The sequence below is a fragment of the Rathayibacter sp. AY1B7 genome (assembly GCF_002932735.1).
Lineage (GTDB): Bacteria > Actinomycetota > Actinomycetes > Actinomycetales > Microbacteriaceae > Rathayibacter.
Genome location: NZ_PSWK01000029.1, coordinates 25,783 through 39,019, shown reverse-complemented (window position 1 = coordinate 39,019; position 13,237 = coordinate 25,783). Strand labels below are relative to the sequence as shown.

Here is a 13,237-nt window from a genome sequence, read left to right as displayed (position 1 = left end):
GGGGCCGCGCGGCGCCGGCCCGGCCTCGCATCGGCCTGCTCCGATGCGTCACGAACGGCTCCTTCCGCCCTCCCGAAGCGACCGTTCGTGACGCATCGGAGCAGGCCGATGCGAGGCCGGGACGTCGCGGCGGTGCCGAGCGCGAGGCGGCGGCGCGGGCGCGCCTGCGGACGAGCGGGCGCCGAGGGGTCACGAACGGTCGCTTCGGAAGGGAGGAAGGGACCGTTCGTGACGCATCGGAGCAGGCCGCGGCGAGGCCGGGACGTCGCGGCGGCGCCGAGCGCGAGGCGGCGGCGCGAGCGCGCGTACGGACGAACGGGCGCCGAGGGGTCGCGAACGGTCGCTTCGGGAGGACGGAAGGAGCCGTTCGTGCCGCATCGGAGCAGGCCGAGGGCACGGACGGGGCATTGCGGCGGGGATCCGCGCGAGGCGGCGGCGCGGGCGGGCGCTGATCCGTCGCTCACGGCCTGCGGAGGAGCGCAGGACGGGCCGTCCGCGACGGATCGGAGCGGGCCGGGCGCGACTGGGCGCCGCATGCGGAGCGAGCGCGGGCCTGCCGGAGGGCGCCGGGCGTCGATCCGTCACGAACGGCCCGTGCGGGAGGACGGAACGGGCCGTCAGCGACGGATCGGAGCGGGCGGCCGGAGGCCGGGCCGACGGAGCGGAGCGGACAGCAGCGCCCGTCGGCGGAGCGGGCGGCGCCGCGGCCGGTCAGCGACGGGTGGGAGCGGGCCGCCGGAGGCCCGGACCGACGGAGCGGAGCGGACAGCAGCGCACGCGGGCGGGGCGGGCGGCGCCGCGGCCGGTCAGCGACGGCTGGGAGCGGGCGGCCGGAGGCCCCGGCCGACGGAGGGGAGCGGACAGCAGCGCACGTCGGCGGAGCGGGTGGCGCCCCGGCCGACGGCCCGGCGGACGGCCCGGCGGGCGGCCGGTGGCGCGAGGTGCGCTCGCGCGGGGCGCGGCGGCGGGGGCGCGCCTACTCTCGCGGGATGACTGCGACGGCTCCGCGACTCCGGCACGACCGACTGGTCGCCCCCGACGTGCTGCGCGGAGTGGCGGTGGCGGCCATGCTCGTCGCGCACGCGATGCCGCTCGTGCCGAGCGCGCGCACGGGAGTGGTCGGGTTCCTGGCGTGGAACGTCAACGATCTCGCGTCACCGCTGTTCGCGCTGGTGATGGGGATGTCGGCGGCCCTGGTGCTCGCGCGGCCCGGTGCCTCCCCCGGGCGGGTGCTGCTGCGGAACGCGATCCGCGGCGCGGTGCTCGTGGCGCTCGGCGTCTGGCTCGAGACCTGGGGCAGCTGGATCGCGATCGTGCTGCAGTACCTCGGCGTCGTGCTCGTGCTCGGCACGCCGCTGCTGCTCCTCCGCTCCCGGACGATCGCCGCGCTGGCCGCTGTGCTCGCGCTCGCCGCCGGGCCCGCGAACGCCGCGGTCGCCGCCGCCGCACCCGGCTCTCCGCTCGCCGTCTGGCTCTTCACCGGGCCGAGCTACCGCGCGACCAACCTGCTCCCCTTCTTCCTCCTCGGAGCCCTGCTGCTGCGGCACGGCGCGCAGCGCGACCGGCTGCTGCCGGTGCTCGCGGCGGTCGCGGTCGTCGCGTACCCGGTGCGGCCGCTGGTCGCGCTCCTGCTCGGCGTGGAGTCGCCCTCCGGCAGCCTCCCGGACACCCTGCACGACCTCGGGCTCGTGCTCCTGGCCTACGTGGCGGTGGTGCTGCTGACCACGTCGCGCTCCACCGCGGTCCAGCGGCTGCTGGTGCCGCTCCGGGCGATCGGCACGCTCGCGCTCTCGGTCTACGTGCTGCAGGTCGCTCTCGTCGCGGCGCTCGCGCGGGCGGGCCTCGGCTACTCCGCCGACACTCCGCTCGCCGCTCTCGCCCTCGTGCTCGGGCTGTGCGCGGCCGCCGTGCTGTGGTGGCGGTTCCTCGGTGCGGGTCCCGTCGAGCGGCTGACGGCGCGGCTCACCGGGCTCGTGCCGCGCTGAGCCGCCCGGCCGCCCGGCTGGGTCCGCGGCGAGGACCTGAGCCCGCTGCGGTCCGCGGCGAGCTCGCCTGAGCTCGCGTCGGTCCGCGGCGAGCTCGCCTGAGCTCGCGTCGGACCGCGGCGACCCCGGCTGAGCCCCCGACACCCGACGGCCCGCGCACGGGCCGCCGGGCGTCCCCTCCCTCAGCGCGCGAGCGCCGACGCCTCCTTCGCGAGGGCCGGGCCGTGCGCCGCGAGCACCAGGTCGCGCACCGCGGTGGCCGGGAGCGACGCGGCTCCGGCCGGCAGCAGGTCCGCGTCCGAGGCCAGCACGAGCGGGGTGTCGGCCGATGAGGACGGCAGCCTCCCGTGCGTGCCGCGCACGAGCGACGCGTCCAGGGGCACCAGGTTCATCGCGTAGCGCAGCCCCAGTGCCTTCTTGGCCAGGTTGCCCGCCGCCTTCGCCTTCACCAGCGGGTCGGCCGGATCGAAGAAGAGCTCGGCCGGGTCGTAGCCGGGCTTGCGGTGGATGTCGACGCCGCGGGCGAAGTCGGGCGCGCGGTCGTCGTCGAGCCAGTAGTAGTAGGTGAACCACGCCCCCGGCCGGGCGACCATGACGAACTCGCCCGAGCGCTCGTGGTCGAGGCCGTAGCGGGCCTGCGCCTCCCGGTCGAGCACCTCGTCGACGCCGTCGAGCCCCTCGAGGATCGAGCGCACCTGCGGCAGGTCCGCCGCGTCCTGCACGTAGACGTGGGCGACCTGGTGGTCGGCGACGGCGAACGCGCGCGACGTCCACGGGTCCAGCTGCTCGCGGCCGTCCTGCACGTAGACCTCGAGCAGGCCCTCGCGGCGGAGCGCCCGGTTCACGTCGACCGGGGTGTCGGCGTCGGCGATCCCGTACTCGGCGACCACGATCACCGACGCGCCCAGCGCCTCCGCGTCGTCGAGCAGCGGAGCGAGCACCACGTCGAGCTCCGACGCGGCCCGGCGCGCCTCGGGCGAGTCCGGACCGAAGCGCTGGAGGTCGTAGTCGAGGTGCGGCAGGTACGCCGTGGTCAGCTCGGGCGGTCCGGAGCCGTCTCCGGCCAGCACGTGCCGGGTCGCGTCGACCATCCACTGGGTCGAGCGGAGCGACGCGGTCGGCCCCCAGTACTGGAACAGCGGGAAGGCGCCGAAGCGCGAGACCAGCTCGTCGTGCAGCGCCGGCGGGCGCACGTACGCGTCCGGCGACTTGCGGCCGTCGGCGTGGTAGATCGGGCGCGGAGTGACGGTGACGTCGGTCGTCGCCCCCATCGCGTACCACCAGCCGATGTTGGCCGCGCGGTACGGCTCCCCGCTCAGCCGGCGCGCGGTCTCCCAGACCTTCTCCCCCGTGACCAGGCGGTTGTGCTGGCGCCACAGGTGCACCTCGCCGAGGTCGCGGAAGTACCAGCCGTTGCCGACGATCCCGTGCTGCGCGGGCATCGAGCCGGTGAGCATGGTCGACTGCACGCTGCAGGTGACCGCGGGCAGGACCGTGTCCAGCGGCAGGCGCCCGCCCGCGCGGGCCAGCCGCGAGAGGCGGGGCATGTCGGCGAGCGCCGTCGAGGTCAGCCCGACCACGTCGAGCAGCAGCACGGGCCTCACAGCGCCGCCGCCTGCGGGAGGAGGGGCGCCAGCAGCGCCTCTCGGGAGGCGGGCGTGAGCAGGTGCGCGGCCGCCCAGGCGAGCTCGGCGCCGATGCCCGTCGAGAGGTCGCTCGGGGCGTCGGCGAGCACCGACCAGGTGTAGGTCTCGACGTCGAGGTGGATCTCGTCGTACGGCCAGGCGGCGTCGACCGCCGAGACCGCCTCCGCCAGGACGGCCGTGGTCGCCGAGAGCGGCGCCTCCGGCCGGTGGTGCAGCGGCACGTGGAAGTGCACGCGCCACGGGCCGGTGCCGGGGAGCGTGTCCAGCGCCTCGGGCAGGTCGTCGACGCGGAGCACTCCGTCGATCCCGTTCTCGCGGGTCTGGTGCAGGTAGCGCTTCTCGACGAACGGGGTGAGCGCGGCGCGGCCCGAGGGGTCCTCCAGGTGGAGCGCGGCGGAGGCCTGCACCTTGACCACGCGCAGGCCCGCGTCGCGGATGCGGCGGACGGCCGAGGCCGGGTCGGCGAAGGAGACGGCGAGGTGGCAGGTGTCGAGGCACACGCCCACGTACGCCGGGTCGACCACTCCGATCCGCGGGTGCAGCCAGTCGACGACGTCGTCCACGGTGTCGAGGATGCAGCCGGGCTCGGGCTCGATCGCCAGGCGGATCGCGTGGCCGGTGGAGCGGCGCAGGTCGCGCAGCTCCTCGACGAGCCGGGCGAGGTTCCGGCAGGCGGCCTCGTCCTGCTCCCGCCCCCAGCCCTCGCGCCAGCCCAGCGGCAGCGTCGAGATGCTGCCGTCGGCGCCGGCGGGCAGCAGGTCGGCCAGGATCCGCGCGCAGTCGATCGTGTACTGCAGGCGCTCCGGCGTGGTCCAGTCGGGGCGGTAGACGTCGAGCTTCACGACCTCGGCGTGGAACGCGGCGTACGGGAACGCGTTGAGCGTGCGCACCTCCAGGCCGTTGCGCTGCAGGGCCGCGCGGAGGACGGCGCGGTCCTCGGCGCTGGCGACCAGGCGGGCCGCGAGGTCACGCGGGATCCACAGGCCGACTCCGACCAGGGCGAGCCCGGCGGCCACGCGCGCGGGTCCGGCGTAGACGTCGAGCTGGCGGACGACTCCGGCCAGGTCCTCGGCGGGATGGACGTTGGTGCAGTAGGAGAGGTGCATCACACGACCTCCGCCACGCGCGGCGCGCCCCGGAGCACGGAGTTGCCCTCGAAGGTGCGGCCGGCCGACTCCTGCACGTCGAAGCCCGCGACGGGCGAGAGGTCCAGGCGTCCGCTCTGCCCGTAGAACTCGACCGGGTTCTGCCAGAGCAGCCGGTCCACGTCGCCCGCGCTGAAGCCGGCGACGAGGAGGAGGCGGCCGGTCTTCGCGGTCGTGAGCGGGTCGGAGCGGCCCCAGTCGGCGGCGGAGTTGACCAGCACGCGGTCCAGCCCGATCCGCTCGACCAGCGTCACCAGGCGGGTCTCGTCCATCTTCGTGTCGGGGTAGATGGAGAAGCCCATCCAGCAGCCGGAGTCGCGGACCGCGTCGACGGTGACCTCGTTGAGGTGGTCGACGAGGACCCGCCCGGGCTCGAGCCCCGAGTCGGCGACGACCTCGAGGGTCCGGCGGGTGCCCGACTCCTTGTCGCGGTGCGGGGTGTGCACCATCGCGGGGAGGCCGTGCTCGCCGGCGAGCTCGAGCTGCTGGCGGAAGACCTGGTCCTCCTCGGGGGTGAGCGAGTCGTAGCCGGTCTCGCCGACCGCGACGACGCCGTCCTTGGCGAGGTAGCGGTCGAGCTCGGGCAGGACGGCCCGGCAGCGCGGGTCGTTCGCCTCCTTCGGGTTGAGCCCGATGGTGCAGTGGTGGCGGATGCCGAACTGCGCGGCGCGGAAGCGCTCCCAGCCGATCAGGGCGTCGAAGTAGTCCGTGAACGAGCCGACGTTCGTGCGCGGCTGGCCGAGCCAGAAGGAGGGTTCGACGACCGCGCGGACGCCGGCGTCGAACATCGCCTGGTAGTCGTCGGTGGTGCGGGAGGTCATGTGGATGTGCGGGTCGAAGATGCGCATCGTCGCGCCTTTCTCATCGGTGGTGGTGCCGCGCGGTCGGGGCGGCGTTCGGGGGGCGGTCAGCTCGGCAGGAGCACCGCCAGATCGTCCGGGAGGGGGCGCCCGGCCGCGCGGCGCTCGTCCGCGAAGCGGCCGGCCATCGCGCGCAGCTCGGCGTCGCTGCGCTCCTCCAACCCGGCGACCGCCGCGAGCGGGACGCCGAGGAAGACGAGCTTGAGCACCCCGTGCCGCCAGGCGTGCGCGTCGAGGTGGCGGCGGGCGAAGGAGCCCATCGCCGCGGCGACGAGCCGGGTGTCGTTGGCGCGCAGGGCGTCGGCGGTCAGCTCGAGGCCGGCGAGGGTCGTCGCCGGTCCCGGGTCGCCGAGGGCGTTCAGCCCGGCCAGCACTCCGCGGCGCTCGGCGCCGTCCCCGCCGCGGTAGAGGCGGAGGAGGAGAGCGGCCAGGTCGTCGTCGCCGAGCGCCTGCGCCGCGGCCTGCACCAGGGCGGCGCGGGCCGCGTCGTCGTGCGTGCCGTGGACGAGGCCGTGCGGGTCCTCGGCGGGCCGGAGCGGCTCGCGTCCGGCCTCGCGGCCCGCGGCGGGGAAGAAGCGCTCGATCCGCGACGGGCGCTCGAGGACGGCGGAACGGGCGGCCGCGGTCCACGGGTGCTCGGCGTGCGAGGAGGCGCCGCCGAGCGCCTCCTCCATCGCCGCGAGGCTCGCCACGGCCAGGCGGGGCGCGTCGTGCGAGTGCCGGGGCAGCTCGACGGCGGCGATCCCGCGGTAGCCGATCTCGGCGAGGGTCGCGAAGGCGGCCGCGAGGTCGAGCGATCCGGTGCCGAGCTCGAGGTGCTCGTGCCGCCCCGGGAGCATGTCGTCGACCTGCACGTTCAGGAGCAGGTCCCCGGCGCTGCGGAGGGCTCCGACCACGCCGTCCGGCTCCACCACGACGCAGTGGCCGAGGTCGACCGTCAGACCGACCGACTCCGGGTCGCCGAGCTCGCGGCGCAGCAGCAGCGCGTCGGCGACCGTCTCCACCAGCATCCCCGGCTCGGGCTCGACGGCCAGCCGCACACCGTGGCGCTCGGCCGTCGCGACGACGCCGCGCATCCGCTCGACGAGCAGCCGCCAGGCCGCGGCCGCATCGGCGCCCTCCGGCACGACCCCCGACCAGAGGGAGACGGCGTCGGCGCCCAGCAGCGCGGCGATCTCGATCGCGCGCTCGAGGAAGCGGACGCGGGGGCCGGCCTCCTCGTCGACCAGCGTGGGGCGGTGCTTCGCGAACGGGTCGAGCAGGTACCGCGCGCCCGTCTCGACGACCACGCGCAGGCCCAGCTCGTCGAGCCGCGACCGGAGCGCCAGCGTCCGCTCGCGCCAGTCGGCCGCGAAGGGATCGAGGTGCGGGTGCCCGAGGGTGAGCGCGACGGCGCGGTACCCCGCGGCGTGGATCACCGTGAGCGCGTCGTCGAGGGTGTGGTCGGCGAAGCCGTTGGTGCCGTAGCCGAGGACGGGTCCGGTGGCGCTCATGTGATGTCCGCCGTCCGCGGGCGGCGGAGCAGGAGGGAGCCGATCGCGTCGAGCGCGAGCAGCGCCGCCCCCAGCTCGGGACGCTTCAGACCGGCGAGCGCGGCCTGCAGCGGGATCATCCCGGTGATGCCCGCGCGGGTGGCCGTCCGCGCGGCCGCGGCCGTCGGCGTCCGCACGGACTGCAGCTGCGCGGTGAGCACGAGCAGGAGCCAGCGCCCGAGGCCCGCGGCGACGACCGCGGCGGGGGCGGCCCGGCGCTCGGCCAGAGCGCCGGCCGCGGTGGACAGCGCGATAGCCACGGTCCCGGCCGAGACCGCTCCCGCCGCGACCGGGGTGGTGCCGTGCACCTCGCCGCGCGAGAGCACGGTGACGCCGAGCGTGTGCGCGGCCACGGCGGCGGAGGCGGGGGCCGCCGCGCGCACGCCGTCGACGCCCGCGCCGAGCAGCACGTCGAGACCGCGGCAGGCCGCCATCACGACCGGGCCCAGCGGAGTCGGCTTCGCGAGCAGGTCGTACGACCAGATCCCGGCCGCGAGCGGCAGCGAGAGCGCGAGCGAGCGCCGCCCGTCCACGACGGCCGCCACGGCGATCCCCGCCGCGGTCAGCGCGGCCGCCGTGCCCAGCGCCGCCGAGCGCCGGATGCGCCCCGAGGGGATCGGCCGCTCGGGCCGCTCCCGGGCGTCGAGCTCGGCGTCCGCGTAGTCGTTGAGCGCCATGCCCGCCGAGTAGAGCAGCGCGGAGGACAGCGGGAGCGCGACCGTGCGCGCTCCCACTCCGCGGCCCGCCCACGCTCCGCCCGCGACGGTGTCGCCGATCACGGTCAGCGCGGCCTTCGCGCGGACGAGCTCGAGGTAGTCGCGCAGCTCAGCCATCGCTCCGCGTCCCGCTCGTCACCGGGGTGCGGCGCTCGGCGACGAGGGCGCCGGTGCGGGCGGACCAGGCCACCAGCTCCGCGGTCTGCTCGGCGAAGCCGTGCACGTCGCTGCCCCACGGGTCCTTGAAGAAGAAGCCGAGCTCGCCGACCGGGCCCGAGACGCCGGCCTCGTCCGCGAGCGCCAGCAGGCGGGCGAGGTCGAGGATCAGCGGCGCCGCGAGGGCCGAGTCGTACGCCGACCAGATCGTCTGCACCGTGATCCGCGAGCCGAGGAAGCCCTCCGCGTGCACGTGGTCCCAGGCGGTCTTGACGTCGCCGAGGTCCGGGACGTTGTCGATGTGGAGCGGAGTGACGACGTCGTCGCCGAGGAGGCTGCGGAGTCCGCGGTTCTTCGAGACGAGCTTCGAGCGCACCGCCTCCGGGTCGGCGAGGGTCTGCCCGTCGCCGCCGCCGAGGAGGTTCGCGCCCGCCCACGAGAGCACGCGCATCCCGCGCGCCGTGAACATCGGCGCGAGCACGCTGCGGAGCAGGGTCTCCCCCGTCTTGCCGTCCTGGCCGGCGATCGGGATCCCGGCCTCGGCGGCCCACTCCTCCAGGGCCGGCAGAGCCAGCGCGGTCGAGGGAGTGAAGCAGGCGTAGGCCGCGCCCGCGACGACGGCCGAGAGGGCGGCGATCGAGCTCGGCGGCAGGAGGCGCTCGCCCGGACGCGCCAGGGCGGCGCGCAGAGCGGCGAGGTCGTGGAACTCGGGACGGTCGGCCGGTAGCACCTCGGTCGAGGCGACGTCGATCACGACGACCCGGGCGAGGCCGTGGCGCTCGCGGAAGGCGACGATGTCGGCGGCCCGGCGGTCGATCTCCTCCTGCTGCGACGCGGCGTCGGCGGGGGCGAGGCGGATCTCGGCGTCGGTCGCGTCGATCCGGTCGGCCACCTCGGCGACGACCGAGGTCGGGAACATGCCGCCGGCCGCGAGGCCCGTGGCCTTCTCGAGCAGCGGGGTCGGCGAGACGTCGTGGCCGCCGATGACGATGTCGGCGAACCCGGCGAGCGGGACGTCCTCGAAGGCGGGGGTCGCGGTGGCGCAGCCCGAGCTGGGCGCGGCTCCGGCGGCGATGGCGTGCAGGCCCACGGCGGCCGTGGTGGCGACGCTGCCCCGGGCCCCGATCAGCCAGAGGCCGATGCGCCCGCTCGATCGGGGGGCGCCTGTGGTGGTGGTGTCGGACGAGGTCATCGTTCTCTCCTGTCTGGAAGGGCTGGCTGAGCGGCGATCGTCGGGGCGCACCCGGGCGATCGGAGTGGGGAGGGGCCTCGGCCGGGCGCGCGTCGCGCCTCCGGCCGGCCGTGTTGCGCAGGAACCGCACGCAGGGCCCGCCGAGATTGCGCGACCGTGCGTCGACTGGTTTCCTCAGGTGTGCTGTCCCCCGAACCCGTCCTCCGGGCCGAGAGAAGGAGCTGAGCGTGGCCGAGCGCGCGGGTACCGCGACCGGCGACATGCTGAGGCTGTTCGCCGACGGTCGGCCGCGCACCCGCGCCGAGCTGGTCGAGGAGACGGGCCTCGCGCGGACCGCGGTGATGACGCGCCTGGAGCAGTTCTTCGAGCTCGGACTGATCGCGCACCTCGACCGCGCTCCGTCGACCGGCGGCCGTCCGTCCGCGCGCCTCGTCTTCGACCCGGCCGTCCGCTCGCTCCTGGCCATCGACCTGGGCGCGGCGCACTCGACCATCGCGCTGACCGACTTCGACGGCCGCATCATCGCCGAGCGCCGCGAGGAGCTCGACATCGCGCAGGGCCCCGTGGCGGTGCTCGGGCACGCGCTCGACGTCTGCGACGGGATCCTCGCCGCGGCCGGGGTCGACCGCACCGCCCTCGCGGGCATCGGGGTCGGCGTGCCCGGCCCGGTGGAGCACGCGAGCGGCCGCCCGGTGCGCCCGCCGATCATGCCCGGCTGGGACGGCTTCGACATCCCCGCCTTCGTGCGCCGGCGCTACGACACCACGGTGCTCGTCGACAACGACGTGAACCTGCTGGCGCTCGGTGAGCGGGCCTCGCGCTTCCCGCACGCCCTCGACCTGATGTTCGTGAAGGTCGGCACCGGCATCGGCGCGGGCATCGTCTCGTCCGGGCTGCTCCAGCGCGGAGCCCTCGGCTCCGCGGGTGATCTCGGCCACGTCCAGGTGCCGCGCACGGCCCCGGCCGCGGCGGGCGGTCAGGAGGGGGACCTCGAGGCGGTCGCGGGCGGCTCCGCTCTGGCCGCCGGGCTCGCCCGGGCGGGCCGCGACGTGCAGTCGGTGCGCGAGCTGATCGACCTGCTGAAGGCGCGCGATCCCGAGGCCGTCGAGGCGGCGCGGATCGCGGGCCTCCAGCTCGGCGAGGTGCTGGCCACCTGCGTGAGCCTGCTGAACCCCTCCGTCATCGTGCTGGGCGGCGCGGTCGCCCTCGCCAGCCCGGAGATCCTGACGGCCGTGCGCTCGGTGATCGACGAGCGCTCCCTCCCCCTCGCGACGCAGCGGCTCGACGTGGTGACCGCCGAGCTGGGCGGCAGCGGGGGCGTGCGCGGTGCCGCGCTGATGCTGCGCGGGCACCTGCTCAGCCCCGCCGTGGTGGACGGCTTCCTCGAGCAGCTGCGCGCCGAGGGGCGGGCGGTCCGCTAGAGCGGCGGCCGCGCGCCCGGAGGCGGCGGGCCGCGCCGGCGCGATCCCCCGCGGACCGCGTCGGCCGCACCCGGTCAGGAGCGGACCTCCGCGCGGTCGGCGTCCTCCGGCTGGGCGCCGAGAGCGGCGGCGACGGCGGCGTCGATGCGCGCCTGCTCCCCCGCGGCCCGGCGGCGGCGGCGGCCGACGGTCAGCACGATGAGCCCGATGAGCAGGGCGAGGAGGAGCACGGCGCTCCACGGCACGGCCGCGGCCGAGGTCTCGGCGGTGGCGACCGGCACGTCGGGGACGACGACGGCGGAGTCGGCCTGCGCGGCCTGGTCGGCGGTGACGACGGTGCCCGAGAGCGCGGCGCGGGCGGTCGCGACGAAGAGCGGCCAGACTCCGGCGACGGTCACGGTGCGCGAGACGGAGGTTCCGGGGAGGAGCTCGGGCAGCGGCTCCGGGTCGGTCGCGGACACCGGGGCGAGGCCGAAGAGGCCGGCGACGCTGATCTCGGCGCCCGGCGCGATGCGGGTGTTGCCCGCGTTGGTCACGGTGTAGTCGACGGTCGCGGAGCCGGGGGCGAAGGGGTTCCAGCCGCCCTGGTACGAGACGGCGAGGCCGTCGATCGACAGGCGCGGGGCGAGCTCGCCGCCGACGCGGAGGTACATCCGCGAGCCCAGGCGCCGGTCGACCGAGACTCCGGTCTCGCCCTGCACCAGGATCGAGGAGACGACGCCCGCGGCGTAGTCGCCCGGGGTCACGTCGTCGGGGACGACGACCTCGAACGGGACCTGCACGCTCTCGCCGGCGGGCACGGTGACCTCGGGCTCGGGGAACGCGATCCAGCTGCCCAGCTGCGTCGAGGGCTCCGCGGCGGGGAGCAGGTCGAGCTGGCCGGCCTCGGTGATGAAGCCGTCGGAGCCGTAGACGCGGAACGTCTGCTCCTCGTCGTCGTAGTTGGAGACGATCAGGGCGTCGCTGAGGCGGCCGCCGGGATCGAGGGCGTACGCGTAGTTCGGCCGCTCGCTGCCCTGCTCGGTGTCGGCGGGGCGCACCCCCCAGGTGACCGGCGTGGAGGCGGGGTCCGCCTCCTGGGCACCCGCCTGAGCCGAGAGGCCGCCGGCTGCGAGGAGCGTCATCAGCAGCAGGGCGGCGGTGGTGCGGGAGGTGCGTGGCATGAGCGACATCGATCAGGCTTCCGTTGCAAGGGGGGATGCCTCCCCGCGGGACGCCGCTCCGGTGCGCGGCACGCCGAGCGGGGCGGACCGGAGTGGCGTCTCGCGGGGAGACGGGGGGAGGGTGGGGCGGCCCGGAGGCCGCCCCACCGGTGCTAGCCGAGCGCGGTGAGCGTCAGCGTCGCGGTGTAGGTGCCGGTTCCGACCGAGAGCGGGAGCTTCAGGTCGAGGTCGGCGCCCAGGACCGAGGATCCGGTCGGGTGCTGCGCCGCGGCGGAGCCGAGGACGCGGGGCGTGGCGAGGCCGTTGCCTGAGTCGAACCCGGAGGGGACGGCTGCGCCGGCGACGGCACCGCCCGTGTTCTCCAGGACCTCGGGGGTCCAGCCGAGGTGCTTGCCCGAGAACGTCTTCTCGCCGGAGCGGAAGTCGCTCAGCTGGCCGGTGACCGACCAGGCCGGGCCGTTGAGGCGGGTGTCGGTCACGCGGACCGGCACGAGCTCACCGGAGGCGGCGAAGTGGTCGCCCTGCTCCTCGGCGACGCCGAGGTTCACCAGGTTGCTGGTGCCCTCGAGCGTCCAGGTCAGCTCGCCCTTGTTGGCCTCGGGGACGATGACGGCCACGGCCTGGTCGCCGGCCGCCGCAGCGCCCGCCGCCGTTCCCGTGAAGGTGCCGTCGACTCCGGCGGCGGTGTTGCCCGCGCCGAAGTTGACCGCCGGCGCGTTGTCGGCGAGCGCGATGCGCCCGCCGACCGTCGAGCCCGCGAGCTGGACGTTGCCGGAGTTGCCCGAGAGCGTGAGGTTCCCGCCCACCGTGTTGCCGAGGGCCGAGGCCGAGCCGTCCTCGTTCGCGCCCAGGAGGACGCCGCGCGAGGAGCCGGTGACGGCGAGCGAGCCGCCGACGATGGCGCCCTGCACGTTCACGCCGAAGTCGCTGCCGGCGAAGGTGGCGTCGCCGCCGACGCTGGTGCGGTCGACGTCGACGTAGTTCGCCGCGTCGGTGCTGACCGAGCCGTCGACCGAGAGGTCGCTGAACTCGACGTCGATCCCGCCGGCCTCGACCATGCCGCCGACCGTGAGGTCGCGCAGGTAGAGGAAGCCGTTGCGGCTGCCGTCCGAGAACGACACGACGTCTCCGCCGACGCTGGTGCCGTCGATCGAGATGCCGTACGCGTCGGTGCCGATGACGTCGCCGCCGATGGTCGCCGAGGTGGCGTCCAGCCAGGCGTCGTCGCCGACGATGACGTTGCCGGTGACGGTCACGTTGCCGAGCACGCAGGTCTGGCCTGCGCCGACGTTGAGATCTCCGGTGATCGTCTGGTTCCCGAGCTCGGTGGTGCAGTCCGTCGTCGCCGCGAAGGCGGACGGTGCGGCGACCATCGCGAGGGAGGCGGCCGCGAGGACCGCCGTGGGCGTCTTCCACTTCAT

Annotated in this window: 10 protein-coding genes; 2 read left to right on the top strand and 8 right to left on the bottom strand. The window is 75.9% G+C overall.

Annotated elements, in window-relative coordinates; translation table 11 throughout:
* Positions 1-989 precede the first annotated feature (989 nt).
* Complete coding sequence (locus tag C5C95_RS14185) at positions 990-1,985, top strand: acyltransferase family protein (protein WP_104222469.1); 996 nt, start codon at positions 990-992, stop codon at positions 1,983-1,985.
* Positions 1,986-2,167: 182 nt separating this feature from the next.
* On the opposite strand, the gene C5C95_RS14180 is transcribed toward C5C95_RS14185, so the two are convergent.
* Genes C5C95_RS14180 through C5C95_RS14155 form a run of 6 tightly spaced genes read right to left on the bottom strand, consistent with a single transcriptional unit; the run spans position 2,168 to position 9,232 of the window.
* Positions 2,168-3,589, bottom strand: a complete 1,422-nt coding sequence (locus tag C5C95_RS14180) for an alkaline phosphatase family protein (RefSeq protein WP_104324695.1) — start codon at positions 3,587-3,589, stop codon at positions 2,168-2,170.
* A complete protein-coding gene (eboE, locus tag C5C95_RS14175) occupies positions 3,586-4,737 on the bottom strand; it encodes a metabolite traffic protein EboE (protein ID WP_104226604.1) in 1,152 nt (383 codons plus the stop codon). Before eboE ends, C5C95_RS14180 begins: the two co-directional genes overlap by 4 nt.
* Positions 4,737-5,624, bottom strand: a complete 888-nt coding sequence (locus tag C5C95_RS14170; RefSeq protein WP_104222466.1) for a TatD family hydrolase — start codon at positions 5,622-5,624, stop codon at positions 4,737-4,739. Before C5C95_RS14170 ends, eboE begins: the two co-directional genes overlap by 1 nt.
* Positions 5,625-5,683: 59 nt before the next feature.
* The gene (locus C5C95_RS17880) at positions 5,684-7,129 is read right to left on the bottom strand and encodes an EboA domain-containing protein (RefSeq protein WP_104324694.1); all 1,446 of its coding nucleotides are present in this window, start codon (positions 7,127-7,129) and stop codon (positions 5,684-5,686) included.
* Positions 7,126-8,001, bottom strand: coding sequence for an SCO3242 family prenyltransferase (locus tag C5C95_RS14160; RefSeq protein WP_219814768.1), 876 nt, complete (start codon positions 7,999-8,001; stop codon positions 7,126-7,128). Before C5C95_RS14160 ends, C5C95_RS17880 begins: the two co-directional genes overlap by 4 nt.
* Positions 7,994-9,232 carry an inositol-3-phosphate synthase gene (locus C5C95_RS14155; protein ID WP_104222464.1) on the bottom strand — a complete coding sequence of 413 codons (1,239 nt, stop codon included), beginning with the start codon at positions 9,230-9,232 and terminating at the stop codon, positions 7,994-7,996. The genes C5C95_RS14160 and C5C95_RS14155 overlap by 8 nt, the downstream gene beginning before the upstream one ends.
* Before the next feature lie 227 nt (positions 9,233-9,459).
* Between C5C95_RS14155 and C5C95_RS14150 the strand changes: the two genes are divergently transcribed.
* Positions 9,460-10,653, top strand: a complete 1,194-nt coding sequence (locus C5C95_RS14150) for an ROK family protein (RefSeq protein ID WP_258062157.1) — start codon at positions 9,460-9,462, stop codon at positions 10,651-10,653.
* 74 nt (positions 10,654-10,727) lie between these two features.
* Here the strand turns inward: C5C95_RS14150 and C5C95_RS14145 are convergent, their stop codons facing one another.
* Together C5C95_RS14145 and C5C95_RS14140 are read right to left on the bottom strand one after the other, a co-directional pair.
* Positions 10,728-11,816: a hypothetical protein gene (locus tag C5C95_RS14145; RefSeq protein WP_146087092.1), complete on the bottom strand. Its 1,089-nt coding sequence runs from the start codon at positions 11,814-11,816 to the stop codon at positions 10,728-10,730.
* Positions 11,817-11,968: 152 nt separating this feature from the next.
* Positions 11,969-13,237, bottom strand: coding sequence for a hypothetical protein (locus tag C5C95_RS14140; RefSeq protein WP_104226600.1), 1,269 nt, complete (start codon positions 13,235-13,237; stop codon positions 11,969-11,971).